14 protein-coding genes are annotated in these 20,018 nt (G+C 71.5%); 5 read left to right on the top strand and 9 right to left on the bottom strand.

Going from position 1 to position 20,018, the window contains the following annotated elements; all coding sequences use genetic code 11:
• Both D7X12_RS00710 and D7X12_RS00705 read left to right on the top strand, forming a co-directional pair.
• Positions 1-889 (top strand): hypothetical protein (locus D7X12_RS00710; RefSeq protein ID WP_341868195.1); only part of this gene is annotated, 889 nt, incomplete at its 5' end.
• A gap of 20 nt (positions 890-909) precedes the next feature.
• The gene (locus tag D7X12_RS00705) at positions 910-1,317 is read left to right on the top strand and encodes a helix-turn-helix transcriptional regulator (RefSeq protein WP_120623327.1); all 408 of its coding nucleotides are present in this window, start codon (positions 910-912) and stop codon (positions 1,315-1,317) included.
• Between the two features lie 13 nt (positions 1,318-1,330).
• On the opposite strand, the gene D7X12_RS00700 is transcribed toward D7X12_RS00705, so the two are convergent.
• From D7X12_RS00700 to D7X12_RS00675, 6 genes are read right to left on the bottom strand one after another with little or no spacing between them, the layout of a single operon-like run.
• Entirely contained in the window at positions 1,331-2,305 is a 975-nt protein-coding gene (locus D7X12_RS00700) for a DUF4438 domain-containing protein (RefSeq protein ID WP_120623326.1), read from the bottom strand.
• Between the two features lie 16 nt (positions 2,306-2,321).
• A complete protein-coding gene (locus D7X12_RS00695) occupies positions 2,322-3,416 on the bottom strand; it encodes a hypothetical protein (RefSeq protein WP_120623325.1) in 1,095 nt (364 codons plus the stop codon).
• 59 nt (positions 3,417-3,475) lie between these two features.
• Positions 3,476-5,500 carry a hypothetical protein gene (locus D7X12_RS00690; RefSeq protein ID WP_120623324.1) on the bottom strand — a complete coding sequence of 675 codons (2,025 nt, stop codon included), beginning with the start codon at positions 5,498-5,500 and terminating at the stop codon, positions 3,476-3,478.
• A 21-nt stretch (positions 5,501-5,521) separates the two neighbouring features.
• Positions 5,522-6,826, bottom strand: coding sequence for a hypothetical protein (locus D7X12_RS00685; RefSeq protein ID WP_120623323.1), 1,305 nt, complete (start codon positions 6,824-6,826; stop codon positions 5,522-5,524).
• Positions 6,827-6,857: 31 nt separating this feature from the next.
• Positions 6,858-7,919 (bottom strand): hypothetical protein, encoded by a 1,062-nt coding sequence (locus tag D7X12_RS00680; protein WP_120623322.1) that lies wholly within the window; start codon positions 7,917-7,919, stop codon positions 6,858-6,860.
• Positions 7,920-7,971: 52 nt separating this feature from the next.
• Complete coding sequence (locus tag D7X12_RS00675; RefSeq protein ID WP_120623321.1) at positions 7,972-9,147, bottom strand: hypothetical protein; 1,176 nt, start codon at positions 9,145-9,147, stop codon at positions 7,972-7,974.
• 129 nt (positions 9,148-9,276) lie between these two features.
• On the opposite strand from D7X12_RS00675, the gene D7X12_RS00670 reads away from it, so the two are divergent.
• The gene (locus tag D7X12_RS00670; protein WP_120623320.1) at positions 9,277-10,041 is read left to right on the top strand and encodes a DNA alkylation repair protein; all 765 of its coding nucleotides are present in this window, start codon (positions 9,277-9,279) and stop codon (positions 10,039-10,041) included.
• A gap of 15 nt (positions 10,042-10,056) precedes the next feature.
• Here the strand turns inward: D7X12_RS00670 and D7X12_RS00665 are convergent, their stop codons facing one another.
• Positions 10,057-11,370: a hypothetical protein gene (locus D7X12_RS00665; protein WP_120623319.1), complete on the bottom strand. Its 1,314-nt coding sequence runs from the start codon at positions 11,368-11,370 to the stop codon at positions 10,057-10,059.
• A 172-nt stretch (positions 11,371-11,542) separates the two neighbouring features.
• Here D7X12_RS00665 and D7X12_RS00660 point away from each other — a divergent pair, with 172 nt between their 5' ends.
• A complete protein-coding gene (locus D7X12_RS00660) occupies positions 11,543-12,589 on the top strand; it encodes a hypothetical protein (protein ID WP_120623318.1) in 1,047 nt (348 codons plus the stop codon).
• A 51-nt stretch (positions 12,590-12,640) separates the two neighbouring features.
• On the opposite strand, the gene D7X12_RS00655 is transcribed toward D7X12_RS00660, so the two are convergent.
• Together D7X12_RS00655 and D7X12_RS00650 are read right to left on the bottom strand one after the other, a co-directional pair.
• A complete protein-coding gene (locus tag D7X12_RS00655) occupies positions 12,641-17,326 on the bottom strand; it encodes a translocation/assembly module TamB domain-containing protein (protein WP_208718747.1) in 4,686 nt (1,561 codons plus the stop codon).
• A 26-nt stretch (positions 17,327-17,352) separates the two neighbouring features.
• The gene (locus D7X12_RS00650) at positions 17,353-19,536 is read right to left on the bottom strand and encodes a BamA/OMP85 family outer membrane protein (RefSeq protein ID WP_167508962.1); all 2,184 of its coding nucleotides are present in this window, start codon (positions 19,534-19,536) and stop codon (positions 17,353-17,355) included.
• Positions 19,537-19,702: 166 nt separating this feature from the next.
• Here D7X12_RS00650 and D7X12_RS00645 point away from each other — a divergent pair, with 166 nt between their 5' ends.
• Positions 19,703-20,002 carry a hypothetical protein gene (locus D7X12_RS00645; protein ID WP_120623316.1) on the top strand — a complete coding sequence of 100 codons (300 nt, stop codon included), beginning with the start codon at positions 19,703-19,705 and terminating at the stop codon, positions 20,000-20,002.
• The last annotated feature ends 16 nt before the right edge of the window (positions 20,003-20,018 follow it).

Below are 20,018 nucleotides of genomic sequence, written 5' to 3'. Positions count from 1 at the left end.
GGCCCCAGCCCCGGCCCCACAGGAGGCTCCGCCCAGCCCCCTCCGCGCGGCGCGGGAGGAGATCCGACTCCAGGGTCAGGTGGCCACCCTGCCTCCCGCAGATGCGAGGGTCGTCCTGGGCAATGAGGGCGGCAGGCTCGTCCACCGTGGCACCGTCGCGGTGCGTGGCCCCTGCGCACCGTCCCGTGAAGAGCTGCTCGGACTCGGTCTGACGGAAGCCCACGCTCGCGCATTGGAGTTCGTCCTCGCGTGGTTCGGCAGTCCGTTCGACTCCGTCTCCTGGGATTCACAATCCGGAGGCGAGCTGCGCTGGGGCGCGTGGCCGCTGTCGGGGCCCACGCTCATCGCCGCGCTGGCCGAGTGGAAGCGGAGCGAGCCCGCGGCGTTCGAAGCACGGCTGGGACGGCTGGGAATCGACGTCATCCCGGAGCACCCACCCGAGCCCGCGTCGCTGCGCGTCCAGGGCGTGCGGAGCGCGCCTCCCACCGAGGGGCGCGAGGCGCTCACCGTGCTCGGGGAGGATCCGCGACTCGTGGCGGCGCTGGCCCAGGCCGGACGGGAGCGTGGGGCGCAGCTCGCGCAGCTCGAGTCCCTCATCGCGCAGGTGCTGCGCCCCGTGCTGACCTCCGGTGCTGCCCCGGTGGATGCGCCGGGCGGGCCCTTCACGACGCCTCGCGCGCTGGCCCTGCTGTTCCACGCGGAGCTGCGGCTCGGTCGCCGGGGCGTCACGCGGCTCATGGCGCACGCTCGCGAACGCGCCGGACAGCCCGCATCGGGTGAACACGCGGGCGAGCTCTTCGCCGAAGCCCTGCGTGCCGCCGGACGCGCGCGCGAGGCCGCCGAGGTCTGGCGCATCCTGGCCTCTCCCGAACTCGCCGACCCCTCCTGACCCGCACCGCGAGGACCGCCATGCGGACACACCTTCAACCCGGGAGCCACGTCCTGCTCGTCATCCCCGAACCGGGGGACGCCGCCGTGCCGGAGGCGCGAAACCCCCTCCTGGCCGGGGAGTTCATCATCGACGGGCAGCGCTACCACCTGGTGCCGGCGTCATCTCCGGAGCCTCCGGAGCCTGCGGAGCCTCCGGAGCAGGGGCCGGCGCCCGCGCCCGCCACGTCCGACCTGCGGCTGCTCACTGCGCGGGAGCGGCAGGTTGTCTCGTGCGTCTGCGCGGGCCTGGGCAACAAGCAGATCGCCGCGAAGTTGAACATCAGCACGTGGACCGTGGCGGCCCACCTGCGGCGCATCTTCGTGAAGCTCGGGGTGGACACCCGCGCGGCCATGGTCTCGCGCTGCTACGGCGCGCCGCTCCCCTGAAGCGCCGCGGCCGTCAGTGGCGCGTCAGCCGGGGCACGCCGCGGCGCAAGCCCAGCACGAACGCCAGGTTGGCCTGGGGCTGCCGCACGAGCTGCACGCGCGAGCCCGGCGCCATCAAGAGCGGCGTCACCCCGGGGCCATGTCCCGACACCTTGCTGTCCGAGTGCACCACCACCCCCACGGTGACGCTGCCCGGCCGCCGGCTGGGGCCGAAGCGGTAGTCCAGCGGGCACACCGCCACCAGGTCTCCCAGCCGCAGCGAGCCCAGCCGGAAGCGCCGCACCAGCCCTGGATCCGACAGCTGGATGTCCAGGTCCCCGAGCACGCCCTCGGGGCGCCCCATGCCGGAGCCCATCAGCTCCGCGGGCACCGTGTGCGTGACGGGGATGAGCAGCCGCCCCCGCACCGTCCGCACGCCCCAGCGCCGCAGCAGCCGGGGCGACAGGTTGAGCAGCCGCACCTCCGGGAAGTCCGGCAGCGCCAGCCCCTGGCCATACGCGTCCAGCTGCACCCGGTCCCCGATGAGCAGCCGCCGCTTCACGTCGGGCGTGAAGTCCACGATGACGTGGTTGATGCCGCCGTGCTTGCCCACCACCGTGCCCTCGGCGCCCACCACGGGGCCCGACGTCACGCGCGCCCGGTTGCCCACGCACGCGTAGAACATCAGCGCCTGGTTGGGGCCATTGCGCGGGCCCACCACCTCACGGCCGTTGTTGTGCAACGACACCCCGGCCTCCATGTGGTCCGCCGCGAGCCCCACCGCGGGGTCCCCCACGCGGCGGTTGAGGACGATGCCGCCGCTGCCGGGCACCAGCCGCAGCGTCCCGTCCCGGCCGATGCGGTAGGGCGACCCGCGCACGATGGGATGGGACACCTGCCCCGCCACGGCCGCTTCGACGAGCTGTGCCTCGTTGGTGCGCGGCGCCGTGGCGGCACGCGTGCCGCGCTCCATCACGAAGCCCCGCGTGACGAACAGGTCCAGGTCCATGCCGGGCCCCGCCCCTTCAGCGCATCGACGCGACGCTGGGAATGCCGAGCGTCCGGCGCAGGGTGGGCGTCACACCGGAGAAGGTGCGGCCCTCGGGCGTCATCCGGTACGCGGCGATCCACTCCTCGGCCACCGGGCCCAGCGGCATCACCTCCGTCTGGAAGTCCTTGAAGTCGCGCGTCTTGAACGGGTTGTCCGCCACGAAGTTCAAGAGCAGGCGCCCGGCGTCCGCCATCTTCGAGCGCTGGGAGATGTCCCCCGTGCCGCCCAGGTAGCGCTGCGACACCACCTCGATGACGTCCCACTTCGTGTTCGCGTCGAAGGCCTTCTTGATGTCCGGCGTCTCCAGCGCGTCGAGGATGGTCTTGAGGTACTCGCCCACCTCCACCGTGAGCGCCAGGATGTTGCCGTAGGTGGCGCGGTCGATCTGCCAGCGGATGTCCGTGCCCAGGCGCTGGATGGTGGCCTGGCTCGCGAAGGGCCGCTCGTTCAGGTGCTGCGAGCCGCGGATGACCTCGCCAATCAGCAGGTCGCGGAAGTACTGCGCGATGGCCGACACGAAGGCGACGAACTCGCGGTGGAAGTTGCGGAACATCACCGCGCCCGGCGGCGGCGCCAGCGCCCCGTAGTTGAACGCGCGCCGGTAGGCCAGCTGCCGGTCGCGCGGCTTGTAGCGAAGCGGCTGGTGCTTCTCCAAGAGGTACAGCGCCCGCGCGCCGGGCCCGCGCTGGATGCGCATGCGCCCGTCATGGAAGAGCCGCAGCAGCGCGCCCGCCACCTGGAACACCTTCATCCGGTCGTGCTGGTAGATGTAATAGAGCTCCGCGGTCGCGTGGAGCTGCGTCTCGATGACGGACTCGTCGAAGTCCTGGACGAGCATCGGCCGGCTGATGGAGTCGAAGGACGGCGCTCCTTCCTTGCCCAACCCCATCAGGTCCGAGAAGAGCGACGCCGTGGAGCCATCGGAGGCGCTGGCCAGCAGCTCTCCCTCCCGGAGCGCGAGCTGCTTCTGCAGCTCCGCGCGCTCCACATCCGAGCTGACGTTGGCGAGGACCTCTCGCTTCCACTGCGAGAAGAGACGCTGCAGGGCTTCTGCCGTACCGATGCTCATGGCATGCCACCTGGTTCAATCAAGGTGAGAGGATGGGTTTGCGGTCCTGGGACACGCGCTCAGGTCTTCCGCGGATGACGGACGTGGCGGCGCGAATGGCCCGCCTTGGTGAACCCGTTCATGCCCGGAGGCGTGTCGTCCGTGGTGGGCCCACCCCTGCCGGCCAGCAGCCGCTCCACGGCCTTGAGCTGGTCGGAGAACGCCTGCTCCAACTGCCGGGCCAGCTCCGGCCCCTGGGCCTCCAGTCGCTTCTCCAGCTCCGTCATGATCTGGGCCCGGTTCTGCTCGATGAGCTCCGACACCGCCTCCAGGCTCGGCGCGGTCTCATCGTTCCCCGCGGCCCTGGGCACTGGAGGCGCCGGAGGCGTTGGAGGCTTGGGGGGCCTGGGGTCGGGGTTGGGCGGCGACGGCTGCAAATCACTCCCCAGGATCGGGAAGTGCTGCTCCAGCCGGTCCAGCGAGACGCGCTCCGGCGGAGGCACCTGGTACGCCTCGCCGGTGTTGCAGTGCGCGCCCTCACCGAAGCCGAACCTCTTGCGCCGGTCCTCCTCGATGTCCTCGACCCGCTCCACCGAGCCCTGGGTGAGGCTCTTCGCCAGCTCCAGCGCATCCTCCTCCAGCCCGCACTGCTCCCGGAGGAACGGCAGCGGCAGCTCGAAGACGGGCCTGCCCTGGTCCAACTGCTCGATGATCTTCGTGTGCAGCTTCACGCGGTTGGTATCCGGCGGCGCTGCCTCGTCGTAGTCCAGCAGGTACAGGTCGAGGATCCGGTCGATGTGGTACAGCTTGCGGTCGAGCCGGGCCATGTTCTCCCAGAACTCGTCGCTGGTCGTCGGATCCATCTGCAGCTCGTCCAGGTCTTCCTGGACCGCCGCCCGCAGGCGGATGAGGTCGGTGATCTCCTGCTCCTTGCCAGCCTGCTCGCGGAAGGCCAGCGGCGAGGGGAGCACCAGGTTGAGCAGCCGCGCCCCCGCGTTGGGCCGGTCGAAGGCGCTGATGAAGAGCGTGAGCGACTCCGTGAAGTTCGCCAGGGGCGCGGTGACGCCCTGTCCGCGGACGGTCGAGGTGGTGATGGAGCCAGAGCCGGAGCCGGAGCTGGAGTAGGCGACGGTCGTGTCCAGCAGACTCGCCGCCACGTCACGCAGCCGCCGCAGCTGGAGCAGCTCCATGGGCACCGCGGAGGCCATGCCCCGCAGGTCCTGCGACTGCATCCGCGGGGCATGGTTCAGCAGCACGTCCAGCAGCCGCGACATCGTATCCGGCCGGACGATGGAGCGAAGATCCGCGTGGCCCTTCAGGCGCAGCTGCTCCAGCAGCTTGCCGTACGACGACGGTCCATCCCCCCAGTCCTCGGCCCCGTCCTGGTGGGGGGACTGGCCGCTGGAGGTGAGCTGCTCCAGCGCGTAGATGAGCGCCTCGCGGCGCTGGCGCAGGTCCTGGAGCGCGACCTGGAACACGTTGCCGCCCCGGTCGAAGCCCGCGCGGAAGAGCGCCTCTCCCGCCAGCACCCGCAGGAGCATGGAGGCTTCGTCCAGCGTGGAGGCCAGCCGGCCGAACTCGGGGCTCACCGTGGGGTTGATCATCCCCACCATGCGCCCCACGCGCGCGCAGTCCCCCAGCTTGCGCACCGAGTAGAACGTCCGGTCACGCGCCACGGGGTCCACGGCCTGGTTCGCCGCGGCCTCTCCTTCATCCACCTCCGCGAGGATGGAGTCGCGCCACCCGTCCACCGGCACCTTGAAGTCGCGGTTCGCGGCCAGCTCCACCGCGTATTCCAGGTCCTCCGCGAGCGCCTCGCGCTGCTCCCGGTAGCGCCGCAGGCCCGGCGACTCCATGGCCGCGGACATCATCCCCATGGAGGGCTCGGGCGTGGCCAGGACGCGGATGGGCTGACCCTTGCTCTCGTCGTCCAGCCTCGCGGCCGTCGTCGGATAGAGCTTGCGCAGCGCGTTCACCACCGACTTGGGGTCGCGCGCATCCGAGACCCCCAGCTGCCGGCGCAGGAACTCGTCGAACTTCGTCTTCGCGGTCGACGTCAGCTCCATGGAAGCCGCGCTGCTCCGCCCCTTCGTGTTCTCGTACATCGTCCCTCCCTTGAGGTCCTGTCATGCGGCCAGCGTGACGCTCGCGCCTGGCGTCCGCGCATCCCGCGCGCCAAGCCTCACCAGATGATTGAGCACCGTCTTCGAGATCTGCCCGGGCGGGGCCAGCCTTCGTTCAAGCGCCTCGCGGCTGGCGCTCACCGCGTAACGGGGAGGCAGCCCCGGGGGCAGGTGCCCCCGCGCCAGGGACTCGGCGGCGCGGACAATCCGCTCCTGATCCGACGGCCAGAAGGGCACCACGTCCACCAGCGCGCGCTGCGCGAGCCCCCGGCGCGGCTGGAAGGCGAGCTCGTCCACCACGTGCGGGATGAGCCGGGACGCGGTGCGCAGCAGCACGCCCGGAATGCGCGCGCCCGGGAGGTGCGCGCGGTACAGCCGGTACCAGTTGTCGCGCACGTCCCGCGCCCGGCGCTCGAAGCCCATGCGCCGGAGCATCTCCGCCTGGATGAGCACCCGCAGGTACGGCGTGGGGTGGGCGCTGAGAGGCTGGAACGTCAGCACGCGCGAGGGCGGGTACGCGAGGAAGTCCTTCATCGAGTGCACCGACGCAGGCCCGCCCAGCAGGCACGCGATGAGGTCCGCGAAGATCTCCTTGTGCCAGCGCCCCCACAGCCGCGTGAGCCACGGGTTGCGCGTGACGCCCTGGACGCGCCGCTGGAGCGCCTGCTCCGTCTCCTGCCAGATGCCCAGGTCCGCCTGCAGGTTGTGACCGATTTCGTGGAGGATGACGCCCATGCCCCAGGGCGCCTCCACGCGCTCGTACGGCACGCGGATGAGCGGGAACGGGTTGCGCTCCCCCAGCAGCCGGCGCAGCAGCACGCCCCGCCGGAAGGTGGCCGGGGAGAAGCCGTGCTCCAGGTAGGTGAGCGGCTTGAGCATCGGGGTAGTCATCAGCCCCGGCGAGGCCCGCCGGATGGCCTGGAAGCAGTCCACCGCGATGACGTCGCACGCCGCCAGCGCCGGGGCGAACCGCGTGCCCCGTTGGCTGAAGACGTCGAAGAAGAGGCCGTAGGCGCGGCGCGCGCGGTCGATCTCCCGCTCCACCAGCGCGTTGCGCTCCAGCACCTCGTGGGGACGGGGAGGGGGGCCGTGGAGCCGGCCGTTCAGGCGCGCGACGGCCCTGCGCACGCCCTGGTCAATCTCTCCCAGCCGCGCGTTGGCCGCGGCGAAGTGCGCGGCGGAGGGGGCGTAGGGGACGTCCCGGGGCCGGATCCCCACGTCCTGCGGGGTGAGGCGTGACAGCCTCCCCGCGCGGAACGTGATGCTCTGGACCTTGGCCCGCAGGAATTGCTGAAGCGCGTCCGCCATATGCCTCCCCCCTCCCTGCGCCCGCTGAGACTCACCGCACGACGATTCGCACCGGGCCTCGCAGCACGACGGTCCGCATCCGCCGCGTGCCGGGCCCGCCCAACGCTCCGACCATCCGCTGCCGGGGACCGGGACGGCGGACCCCTGCCCTCACCCGGAGCTGCCGGGCGGCGGGGTTCGGCCGGGCCAGCCGGCGCACCGCGCGAGGGCTGCCAATCACCCGGGTGCCGATGCGGCGGATCATCCGCGGCACCGCCTGGGGGCTGGCGCCCTGCTGGCGCACCTGGCGCGTCACCTCGCGGACGATGCGCGTCACCGCCGGCATCGCCCCCGCGCCGTAGCGCTGCGCGATGCGCTGGGCGACCTGCGTCGTCATCTGGCCCACGGCCCGGCCCAGCGCGCGCGCCTGCTGGGGCTGCTGCCTGCGGCGCGCGGGAGGCATCGTCGAGCGCACCACGTGGCGCCCAGCGAGCCCACCGAGCACCCGCGTGAAGGAGTCCAGGTCCTCCTCGGCGTAGTCCGCCGCGGCGTCCGCGAAGGCGTCCATGGCGTCCGCGCGGAGCAGCCCCGCCACGGTGCGGCCAATCTCCTGCCCCGCGATGCCCCCGACCTGCGGCGCCGCCTGCCGGATCAGCCGCATGGCGATGGGCAGCGTGCGCCGGCCAATGCGCCGCATCGTGGGCCCGGCCACCTGCGCCAGCCTGCGCGCGCCGGCCCGCAGGCGCCGGAGGAACTCGTCCTCGTCCTGGGCGTCCATGGCCTCCGCGAAGGCGTCGTCGAGCGCGTCGGCTCCCTCGCCCTCGAAGCCCTCGCCCTCGAAGCCCTCGGCCTCCATGCCCTCGGCCTCGAAGCCCTCGCCCTCCATGCCCTCGCCCTCCATGCCCTCGCCCTCGAAGCCCTCGGCCTCCATGCTCTCGGCCTCGAAGCCGTCGCCCTCCATGCCCTCGGCCTCGAAGCCTTCGCCCTCGAAGCCCTCGGCCTCCATGCCCTCGGCCTCGAAGCCTTCGCCCTCGAAGCCCTCCTCGCCCTCGGCCATCAGGTCGGACAGCTCATCGGCCTGGCCGGAAAACTCCTCCTCGAAAGGCTGCTGCATGGGTACTCCTCCTTGTCCTGAAGACGTCATGAACGGGTGGGGTGGGGCGGCCTCAAGCCGGAGGCTGGCGGACGCTCGCGGCGCTGACGGCGGAGACGGGGATGCGGCGCATCACCTGCTGCCGCGCCTGCACCCGCCGCGCAGCCACGCGAGGCGCGACGACGGCCAGCCGGGGCACCTGCGCCGCGCGCGTCAGCACGCGCTGGCTCGCGGCCCGCACCACCGGGGGCAGGGCGGTGATGGCACCGCCAGGCCCCCGGCGCCGCAGGTTCCTCGCGGACAGCTGGGCGATGGCGCGCATCAGCCGCAGTCGCCTCCCCGGGCTGCCCGGCACCTGCTGGACCATGCGCATGAGGTACTGCTCCAGGGTCCGCGCGCGGGAGCGCATGACGCCCTGGGCCGCGGCCCCCAGCCCCGTGTTGGGAGGCACGGCCTGCCGGGTCACCACGCGAGCCGCGAGCCCCGCGCCCAGCGGGAGCGCCACGGCGGCGGGCACTTGCCGCGCGTCCGCCATGTCCGCGAGCGCGTCCAGCGAGGCGTCGTCGTCCGCGCCGTCCCCGCGCAGGATGGAGGACGCGATGCGCCCGCCCACGCCCGGGATGAGGCCACCCACGGCCCCCGCCAGCGCGCCTCTCAGTCCCCGGCCCTGCGCCAGGCCCCGCGCGGCGCCAATGCCGGCGGAGACGACGCGGCCCCACGGACCCGCGACGGACGCCACGCGCTGGAGCACCGGCAGCGCGCGGTTGAGCAGCGGACCCGCGCGGCGCAGCACGGCGCCACCCACCCGGCCCACCTGCCGCGCGCCCCGCGCGATGCCCCGCGCGGCGGCCCGGGCACGCCGGGCGACGCGGCGCAGGAACGCCTCGGCGTCATCCGCGTCCATCGACTCCAGGACCATGGGGTTGAGCGTCCGGGCGAGCGCGACGGCGGCGGGGCCGGACATGAGGCGTGGACCCGGGGACGGCAGGTACAGCCCGCTGGCCAGGTCCTGCTCGAAGCCCTCGAAGCCGTCGTCCTCCTCGAAGGCGTCGTCCTCCCCGGCGAACATCTCCTCGAAGCCCTCGCCCTCGAAGCCCTCCTCGAAGCCCTCGCCCTCGAAGGCGTCCTCGAAGCCGTCGAACTCGCCGAACGCGTCCGCGAGCTCCTCCAGCTCCTGGAGGGCATCCGCTCCCTCCATGAGGTCCATGCCCTCGAGGGACTCTTCTTCCATGAAGTCGGCGCTGATCATCGATTTCCCCCTCGCATGGCGCTTGGGCCACAGACCTTCCAGAGCGCCAAGTTGGAGAGGGGGGAGGGCGGGTGGCAGTCACTCGTTTGAGCTACTGAGGCCCGCCGCGCATGCCAGACTGTGCCCGCCATGACCCTTGAAGAGACGATGCGGGAGCTGGAGCGGCTGGGCACGGAGCAGACACGGAAGACCTACCTCCGGCACGGCGCTCCTGAACCCCTTTCCGGCGTGAACTTCGGCGCGCTGACGACGCTGAAGAAGCGCATCGGCGCGGAGCCGGCGCTCGCCCGTGCGCTGTGGGCCTCAGGGCACGCCGAGGCGCGGCTGCTGGCGACGATGGTCGCGGACGCCCCCGCGCTCTCCTGGGCGCAGCTGGAGGCATGGGCGAAGTCGCTGGACTGGCACACGCTGACGGACGTCTTCGTGACGAACGTGGTGCTGCGCTCACCGCACGCGCGGCGCGCCTTGGAATGGACGCGCTCGTCCTCCGAATGGGTGGGGCGCGCGGGCTGGCAGTTGCTCGCCTCCCTGCTCGTGAAGACGACGGTGCTCGCGGGAGAGGACCTGTCGCCGTGGCTTGCGCGCATCGAGCAGGAGCTGCCGACCGCGAAGAACCGCGTCCGCGAGGCGATGAACAGCGCGCTCATCGCGCTGGGCTCCACGGGCGGAGCGCTCCAGAAGGCGGCGCTCCAGACGGCGAAGCACCTGGGCCGGGTGGAGGTGGATCACGGCGACACGGCGTGCGAAACGCCAGATGCCACCCAGTACATCAAAAAGATCCAGGCCCGGAAGGCCGCGACGAAGGCCGCGGCCAGGAAGCCCGGGACGAAGGCCGCGGCCAGGAAGCCCGGGACGAAACGCCCGGCCCCCTCGCGCACGCGGCCCCGCGCCTAGCCGCGTGTCACCGGCTCAGGGCACGCACGCGGCCTGCCCGCCCGCGTCCTTGTACGCCTTCACGCGCTTGACGAGGTTGCCCCCGTCCGTCTCCGGCGTCGTCTGCTCGTAGTTGCCGGCGCCGAAGAGGAAGCCCACGCCGCCCGCCGCGGCCACCTCCGCGGGGTGGGTGAGGTAGTAGTCCACGCGGTTGTCGCGCCACTGCTTGTCCTTGTTGGACAGGCTCATGTTGCCCAGCGGGAGCTGCCACCACAGGTGCGGCTTGTTCAGCCGCGCGGAGATGGCCTTCGCCCAGCTGAAGGCCTGCTGGAAGTGCGGCAGCCGCTTGTTCTCCGGGTCCCACCACGTGGCCTTGCCCTGCGTCTGCTCGTACCAGCCCGCGTCGCGGTCGGACGCCTCCACGGTGACGAAGTCGGTGTCCGCGGCGCCCACCTGCAGGAGGAAGTCCGCCACCTTGTTCGCCTCCGCCGCCACGTTGAACGACGGATCCGTGTTCCCCGACACGTCCGTCTTCGTCGCCCACGCGCTCGCGTGCAGGCCCACCTTCGCGTTGGGCGCGTACTTGCGCGCCATGGCGATCATGCACTTGCCCAGGCCCGCCGCGTTGTTCTCCTGCGTGGCGCAGTCGGTCGGGTTCGCGGTCTTCACCGCCACCGGCGTGGACTGCGGCTTGCCGTCCGCCGGGAAGAATTGGAGGTAGGCCCACAGGTCCGGCTCAATCTGGAGCAGCACCTTCTCCTGGCCCACCTGCTTCAGGAGGAAGCGCCAGTCCGCGAGGTAGCGCCGCAGGAAGCTCGCGTCGTTGAGCGCCGCCAGCTGCTGCTCGCCTTCGGAGTAGCCGCTCGCCTGGAACTCCTCGTAGTAGGTGATGAACGGAATCTGCCCCTGCTCCTTCGCCGCCAGGATGAAGTCGCGCACGTAGGCGCCGGGCGGCTCCTGGTCGTACTGCCAGCAGCCCCACCACCCGCAGCCCGCGCCGCTGTTGGAACACGACACGCCGCCGGACGTGCACCCGGAAGCGCACGACGTGCAGGCGTCGTTCGAATCGAACAGGCCCGCGGCGATGTACAGGTAGCGCACGTCGAAGGGCGCGCTCTTCGCGGTGGCGTCCTCCATCTGCGCGCCCACCAGCAGCTTGTCCTTGCCGAGCGAGCTCAGGAACTTCGCGCCCAGGCACTCGGAGCCGTTGCCCGGCACCACCCCGGGCCCATCCGTGCCCGGGCCGGGCTCATCCCCCGGCTTGCTCGAGTCCGAACAGCCCGCCAGCGCGAGCACGCCCGCGGCGAGGAACGACCAACACTTCCGACGACTCAGGGGAGAGGTCCACATGTCCGAAACTTTACCCCGCTCCCACGGGCCCGTGCCCTGCCCCCCAGGACGTCCCTACCCCGGGCACAAGGGATATTCTCAAATCCCAGGAATATCCTTGAGTCGGCCTCGCCCCACCGGCTACAGCCGGGGGCGCCTTCCTCCCGAGGCCCATTCCCGAGGTGTGAGAGAGATGAAGCTCCGATTGTGCGTGCTGTTGGTGCCCGCGCTGCTGGCGGCCGGCTGTGGTCCCCTGGAGGAGGAGCCGGCGCCCGTCGTGGACGAGCTGACGGGGCAGGTGCTGCAGGAGGCGACGACGAAGTACGACATGCACCGGCTGCTGGAGGACTCGGACGTCACGGGCGGACAGGCCATCACGCCGGCGCAGGTGCAGCAGTTCCTGCAGCAGCAGGGCTCGTACCTGGCGGGCTACACGGACCCCGCCTACGGCAAGACGGCGGCGACGCTCATCGTGGAGCGCTCGCGCGCGTCCAACATCAGCCCGCTGTACATGCTGGCGCGCATCCAGGGCGAGTCCAGCCTCATCCAGAGCGGCACCTCCACCAACCTGAGCAAGGCCACGGGCTGTGGCTGTCCGGACACCAGCGGCTGTGACGCGCAATACGTGGGCTTCGGCAAGCAGGTGGAGTGCGCCGCGAAGAAGATGCGCGGCTACTTCACCTCCCTGGAGACGACGGGCTCCACCATCTCCGGTTGGAGGGTGGGGGTGACGAAGGCCACGTCGGATCCGTGCTCGGTGAAGCCCGTCAACAAGGCCACCGCGGCGCTCTACACGTACACGCCCTGGGTGGGCGCGTACGCCATCCAGTGTGGCCGCACCACGGTGGGCGGCTCGTCGCTGATGGCCTCCATCTACAACCGCTACGCCACGGCCTACCCGTGGACGACGAGCACCGCCGAAGGCTGCTACTCGGGCACGGTGGAGGCCACGGTGCCGGAGGCGTCGTGCGTGCAGAGCTCGTCGGACGCGCTGTGGCGCCAGTGCCTGTCGGGCACCTTCACCGCGGGCAGCACGGTGAAGCCGTCCAACTGCAACGTGTCCTTCCCCTACTGCCAGTCCACGCGCCTGGGCCGGGGCGTGCCCACGCGCACCTGCGTGCAGGCCTCCAGCACGCTCTGGCAGCAGTGCGGCGCGGAGGGCGTGTGGCGGGACGCGCCCGGCGCGGGCACCACCGGCGTGGGGCCCCTGGGCGCGTGCTACCAGGTGTACGCGCTGTAGCAGCGTGGGCCTGACGCCGCCCGGGCGGGAGTCCTTCGCCCGGGTGCGCGGTCAGTATTCCTTGGACCAGATGAGGTCCAGGCCGCCGGAGCGCGCGTCGCCGTACTGGCCTTCCAGGCTCCAGCGCGGGCTGAACAGGTACTGGAAGCGCACGGCGTTGGCGTTCTCCCCCTTCTGGAGGTTCGCGCCCACGCGGCCGGTGTAGCCCACGTAGATTTTATCCGTCACGTAGGTGCCCACCTCCAGCTTGGTGCCGGCGATGCCGCTGTCGCCCGCTTCGATGGAGAGCACGTCCAGCGGCAGCTTCGCGGCAATGGCCTTGCGCGCCTCGTTGGCGACGAACGAGCCCACCACCGACGCCGCCTGTGCTCCCGCGTTCATGGACGCGCCGGAGCCGCGCTCCAGCGTGCGCCGGCCGGTGGCGAGCAGCGTGTAGATTTCGGACTCCGGCAGGGACGGCTCGCTGCTCGTCTTGAGGGTGACCTCCTTGCCCTGGCCGCGCACGGTGACGAAGACGGTGACGGCCGCGTTGTCGTTGCGGTGCTCGGCGGTGACGTTGATGTACGGGGTGAGGACCGGGCCGGTGAAGCGCACCTGGCTGTCGCGCTGCACGTCGAAGCGGCGGCCCAGCACGTCCACGCGGCCGAGCAGCACCATCACCTCGCCGAACATGCGCGCCTCGTTGGCGTACTCGACGCGGAAGCCCTCGGACAGGCCCAGCTGCATGTTGAGGTCGGAGCCGCGCACCCACAGGTTGCGGGGCGCGTTGATGTTCACCCAGAACTGGCGCTGCGGCGGGCCTTCGTCCTCCCCGTCCTCCTCCTGCGCCTCCGCCTCGGCCTGGGACGTGGGGCCGCCCGCGCCGCCCACGGCGGTGCCCGGCTCGCCCGGCTCAGGAGGTGGATTGCCGCGCGTGCCCGGGGCCGCGTCCGGCTCCTTGCGAGGGTCGCCGCCGGTGGCCACCTGCGTGGGCGCCTGCTGCTTGGGCTTCTTGCGCTTGTCCACCGGCACGCCGTTGCGCACCATCACCACGTCCACGGGGCGCTCCAGCGGCTGCAGGTCCTTGCGCTTGGCCTCCGGCAGTTCGACGTGGGCCTCCGGGATGCTCAGGTCGTTGATGTTGACGAGCCGGTCCGTGAGGCTGCCCTTCATGGTCAGGTTCATCGACAGGAGGGCCATGAGCTGGTCCTCCACGACGATGGGCAGGTTCTTCGTGCGGCCCTTGCCCTCCAGGATGAACTCGCCGCTCGTGCCCTGGCGGTTCGCGGAGGCCGTCAGCTCCAGCGACCCGCCGCCCGACTTCGCGGTGAGCTGCTTGAGGTCGATCCGCTCCTGCGACGCGTTCAGCGCGAGCTGGATGTCGAAGTACTCGCCGTACCCCATCAGCCCCAGCTTGCCGTCCTTCCACGCCAGGTCGCCCTTGAAGGTGGGCGCGCCCACGGTGCCGCCCAGGCTCGCGTCCGCCTGCATGATGCCGCCCAGCGTGCGCACGTACGGGGAGATGCCGGACAGGAACGACGGGTCGAAGGCGCGCGCCCGGAGCATCAGCTCCACCGGCGCCCGGTCCACCTTCTTCGCCGGGCCCTGCGCGGCCTGGAACGCGGGCAGGGACAGGTCCAGCCCCAGCGTGCCGCCCAGCACCAGCGAGCCGCCCCCGGGCGCGGTGAGCATCGCGTCGAAGAGGGACTTCGCATTGGAGTACGCGTAGTCCAGGCGCGCCTGGCCCAGCGCCGTCTGCGCCACGCCCAGGTGCTGCATGCCCGCGCTCATTTCAATCTCCGGCGCCTCCGGCGTGCCGCGCGCGGCCAGCTCCATGGACAGCACGCCCTGCGGCCCGCGGTTGCCCTGGCCCGGCTGCACCATGCCGGGGATTTCGCTCAGGGGCACCGGCCCCACGCGGCCCTTCAGGCGGAAGGGCACCCGGCTCACCACCTCGCGGTCCTGGAGCGCGGCCAGCGGCGCCAGGATGCGCGCCTCCAGCGTCGCCAGCGGTCCGTTGGGGCGCTGCACGTCCAGCGTCACCTTCACGTCCTTGTCGCCCGCCAGCGCCAGCGCGGAGCCATTGAGCGGCGGCACGCCGTTGACGGTGACCGCGCGCGCCAGCAGCTCCACCCGTCCCAGCGGCTCCAGCGCGTTGCCCGTCACGTCCGCCTTCAGCGTCACCGTGCCATTCGGCTTGTCCACGCCCTCCATGCCCTGCAGCAGCGTCAGTGGCAGCTCCGCCACCAGCGCCTCCAGGTGCAGCGGCGCCTGCATCACCTGCGCGGGCGTGGGCGGCTTCGCGATGACGCTGGCCAGCGTGAAGGGCGTCTTCAGCGAGACGTACGCCTGCGGGCCCAGCCCCTTCTTCACGTCCAGCCGCGCTTCCAGCGTGGCGTCGTCCTCCTGGGAGTTCGCGCGGAAGTCGAAGCCGAACGCCTGCGCGAAGAGGGCCTCCGGGCGGCCCGGGTAGCGCAGGTCGCTGCCGTTCAGCTTCAGGTCCAGCCGAGGGTCCTTCCCGGAGCCCTTCACCACCAGCGTGCCCGTCATCTGGCCGGTGGGGCCCGGGGCCTGCCCGGCGAGCTTCAGCACCTCCGCGACGTCGAACTTCTCCAGGTTCACCGTGAGCGACAGCGGCTCGTTGCGGCGGCGCAGCACGCCCTGCACTGGCACGTCGAACTCGGAGTTCACCCGGGCCGCGTTGAGGCCCGCGGACAGCGTGCCGTTGACGCGGTCCCTCACGTACGTCGCCTTCAGCGCGAGCCCCAGCCCCTCGTAGCCCCGCGCGCGACCGTCCGCCCAGGTGAGGTCCACGTCCGCGTCCGGCCGGGCCATGCGCCCCTTCGCCGCGACGTGGCCGGACAGCGTGCCGCCCAGGCCCAGCGACTCCGGCACCGCGATGCGCGGCAGCTTCGACAGGTCGAACGCGCCCAGGTCGATGCGCGCGTCCACGCGCTCGCCGTCCTTCACCGCCGCCACCTTCAGCGTCTGCGGCCCGGACGCCAATTGCAGCGGCGGAGACAGCGCGATGCGCCCCCCGCCGAAGGTCAGGTGCGTGGGCTGCTGGAGCGTCCAGGTGGCCTCCGGCCACGACAGCGTGAAGCCGCGCATGGCGAGCCCCTCGTTGTCCGCGTCCACCGTGCCCTCCACGCCCAGCGCGAGCTGCGCGTCGCCCTCCACGCGCACGCTCGCCGTCAGCTCCCGGTTCGCGGCGGTGGTGAGCGCGACGGACAGGTCGCGGAAGGTGCGGCCCCCTGTCTTCAGCTCGCTCACGAGCACGGTGGCGTCGGTGGTGAGCGGGCGGGTGACGTCCGGGACGCTCGCCTTGAGGGAGAGGTCCTTGATGGCGATGTCGCCATAGCCCAGCGTGACGAAGTTGCCGTCCACCTTCACGCCCGGCGTGCTCGGCGGACCCTGGACTTGAAGCTCCAGCGAACCGCTGCCGGACAGGGGCGGCACCGTGCCTCCGGGCAGCAGCTTGTCCAGCGCCTGCGACAGGAGCTGGAGGTCGCCCGCGGACAGGCTGCCGCGCGCGTCCAGCGTCTTCGCGGTGCCTTCACCGGACGCGATGAACGCCGCGCCCGGCATCATCACGCGCAGGTTGCCCACCTGGTAGCGGCCGTCCTTCGCGCTGGCCTTCAGCTCGATGGGGCCCACCGACTGGCCCCGGTACTCGGACGGGGACACGGTGAGGAACACGTCGCCGTCCAGCGTCTCCACGCTGTCGCCACCGCCGTGCGCGACGAGGTCCGCGGCGATGTTCGTGGGGATGCCGTCCTCCATCAGCTCCGCCAGGTTCACCCCGCGCGCCTTCACGGTGGTCTCCTTCGTGCGGAGCGTCTTGAGGTTCGCGTCGCCCTCCACGTCCAGCGTCGCCTTGCCCGCGGACGCGCCCAGCTTCGCCCGCGCGAGGTCTCCGTCCAGGGACGCGGTGCCCTTCGCTTCAAGGGGCACCACCAGCGGGTACGCGGGCACGAACGCCTTCACGGGGTCCGGCGGCACGAACAGCCGCCGCAGCTCCACCGACGCCGCGGTCTCGCCCGTCTGCTTCGCGCCCAGGTCCGCCTCCACGCCCGCGAGGCCCAACTGGACATCCACGGTGCGCGCCAGCTCCTGCCCGGAGCCCTTCAGCGCAATCCGCACCGGGCCCGTGAGCGGACGGGTGAGGCCGCCCGTGGCCTCCAGGTTCGCCGCGAAGTCCTGCGTCGCCAGCACGTAGTGGCCTTCACCCTGGGCGCCGAGCTCCTCCAGGCGCACCTGGCGCTCGCCGCCGTCGGGCAGCTCCTGCTGGAAGTCCACGTAGCCGTGGCTCAGCACGAAGTCCTTCAGGTTGATGCGCAGCTGGCTCTGGCCCTCTGTCGGAGGCTCCTCCGGCTTGGGCTCCCGGGGCGCCAGCGCGCGCATCAGGTTGAGGCCGCGCTCGTCCTGCACGAGGTACAGGCGCGGCGTCTCGATGCGCACCTTCGTCAGGTCCACCTCCTGGCCCAGCAGCGGGGACAGGCGCAGCCGCGCCTCCACGCGGGCGATCTCCGCCGCGAGGTCACCTTCGGGCGTGTAGATCTTGATGCCGGTGAGGACCGCGCCGTCGAGGTCCAGGTTGAACCCGCCCAGCTCCAGCCGGCCGGCCAGCTGCTTGTTCGCCAGGTCGACGCCGAAGCGCGCGATGCGCGCCGAACCCGCCCCGCTGGTGGCGTAGACGAGCGCGCCCACCACGAGCAGGACGACGAGGCCGATGAGGCCCAGCAGGCCCCACAGCACCCTCCGACCCCAACGCGCGCGCCTGGTCAAAACGCCTCTCCAATGGAGATATGGACCGCGCACAGCCCTTCAGGGGCACCCGCGAACGCGGCTTCCGGAGAAGTCGAGGCCTTGTCGAACTTGCGTCCGAAGCCCAGACATCCACCGGAGGACGGATAGATGTATCCGGGATCGCTGACGGGCAATCCCCGCCCGATGTTCAACCGCCGGGCGATGTCCAGTCGGAGGGGGCCCACCACGGTGAGGTAGCGCAGGCCGGCGCCCAGGGCGTGGTAGTGCTCGGGACCAAACAGCTTGGGCGAGTTCTTGCCCAGGAAGTTCTGCACGCCCACGAGGCCGGAATCGTAGAAGACGGCGAGCATCAGGCTCTTCGTCAGCATGTAGCGCAGCTCCACGGCGCTCTCGAACAGGCTGTTGCCGCCCACGGGCACGGTGTCCCAGTCCTCCAGGATGGGGTTGCCGTTCGCGTCCAGCAGCCGGTTGCCGTCGTCGTCCTCCTTGTAGGTGGGCGCCAGGGGCGTCATGGGCGACAGGCGCTGGCCGTTGAAGCCGCGCATGGAGGTGGCGCCGCCGGAGAAGAAGCGGGTGACGATGGAGCTCTGGCCGCCGCCCGCCGGATCCAGCGTGCCCATGCGCAGCTTCACCGCCAGCGTCAGGTCCTTGTTCTCCCCGATGGAGTGGTAGTAGCGCAGGTCCGGCAGCACCCGGACGTAGTCGTAGTTGCCGAAGAACGGCCCGCCGCCCTTCTGCAGGGACAGCCCCACGTAGTAGCCGTCGCGCGGCTCGGTGCGGTCGTCGCGCCGGTCCCAGGCGAACGCCACCTCCAGGAAGCTCAGCGCCACGTCGCACTTTCCCTCCGGGTTGTTGCAGCCCAGGATGATGGGCGGGACGCTCTCATCCGCCGTCACCTGTCCCTTCAGCCGGTAGAGCTGGAGGTTGTACGAGGGGAAGACGGAGAAGGACTCGTGGGGCTGCCAGATGACGCCCGTCTTGAGATAGCCGCCGTAGAACGAGTACGCCTGCTCGAGGCCCTTCTCCGCGGTGACGGAGGCCTGCAGGCGCACGTCGCGGAAGAGGAAGCGCGGCTGTTCGAACTCGGTGGTGAACTCGAACACCGGGCCGTCCTGGGAGCCCTCGTCGTTGCGCAGGCTGGACAGCACGTTGGGGATGAACGCGTAGCCCAGGCGTCCGCGCAGCGTGAGGCGCCGCAGGCCTCCGCGGAAGTTGCGGTTGCTCCACTCGCCCAGGATGCGGCCTTCCTGGCGCGCGGCGTCCACGCCGATACCGCCGCCCAGCCGGATGGAGTGGAAGGGCGACTCGCGCACGTCCACCACCACCGGCACCGTGGCGTTCTGCCGGTCCGGCGCGCCCCGGTTCACCTTCACCGCGCCGAAGACGCCCATGCGGAAGACGCGCGCCTGCGCCTCCGCGAGCGCCGTCTCGCTGAAGTAGTCGCCCTTGTGCACGGCGCCCTGCGTCTGTTCGATGATGCGGCGGGGCGGCACCTGTGGGTTGGCGTCCGTGGCGATGAAGATGTTGCCGAAGCGGTAGCGCAGGCCCGGGTTGATCCGCAGGTCCACGACGGCCTTCTGCGTGGCCACGTCCACCCGCACCTCGCCGCCGACCTCCGCCTCCGCGTACCCCAGGTCCTTGAGCCGCTGCTGCACCAGGTCCTTGGTGACGAGCCACGTGTCCTCGCGGAACACGTCGCCCACGCTCATGGGCAGGTCCTCCAGGATGCGCTCGCGCTGCCGCTGCGACGGCGCGTCCGGCCCCTGGCCCAGCGGCTCCAGGCCGTGCGGTTCGATGCGTTCGATGACGGTGGGGGCGCCCTCGTTGACGACCACCTTCAGCCGCACGGCCTTGTCGCCGTCGGGCACCACCTCGTTGGACTCCACCTGCGCCTGGTAGAAGCCCTGCGCCTGGTAGAACCGCTCGATGCGGCGCAGGTCCGCCTGCCACGCGTTGGTGTCGAAGTAGTGCGCCTTGCCGAACGGCCAGAACGCGTACCAGGGCGTGGCGGAGGTGAGGATGCGGTCCTTGATGTCCCCGTCGTCCACCTGCTCCGTCCCCTCGATGTCCAGGGACTTCACCTTCGGCCCCGAAGGCGGGCCGGAAGACGTGGTGGCACAGGCCGTCAGCAGCACGACCAGCGCGAGGGGCACGGCGGAACGGAGTCGGAGGAGTCGGAGGAGTCGGACGTCGGCCACGCCCTGTTTCTTAGCGGAACACCCGTGGTGGACGCGTTTCCCAATGTTTCTTTGTGGCAGGAGTGTCGCATTCCGCGACCTCCAGTCCGGGGGCAATGTCCTTTAGGCCCCGGCCGTGGTCGCGGCGCGTGCAACCGGGCCCGGGGTGCGCCAGATTCGGGGGTCTATGGTCCGGCGAATCGCGGTGTTGTTGTCGGCCACGCTGGTGCTCGTCACCGGCTGCGGCGTGGACAAGGACGAGGTGGTCAAGCTCAAGGAGGGGGAGAATCTCTCTGACACGCCGTACTGCGGCGGGGCCGGGTGCCTGGATCCCTACCGCTACTGCGCGGAGCTGTTCCTGGACTTCGGACGCTCGCCTCCGCTGTGCGTCGTGGAGAACATCTGCGACCGGCTGGAGTGCGCGAACACCAACCGCCGCTGCGCGGTGTTCGAGGGCTTCCCCGGCCAGGTGAAGTGCATCGACTGAGGGCGGCGGCTGCCGG

The sequence above is a fragment of the Corallococcus sicarius genome, assembly GCF_003611735.1.
Taxonomy (GTDB): Bacteria; Myxococcota; Myxococcia; order Myxococcales; family Myxococcaceae; genus Corallococcus; species Corallococcus sicarius.
Note: the sequence above shows the minus strand (reverse complement) of the source record. Positions and strands in the feature narration are given on the sequence as shown.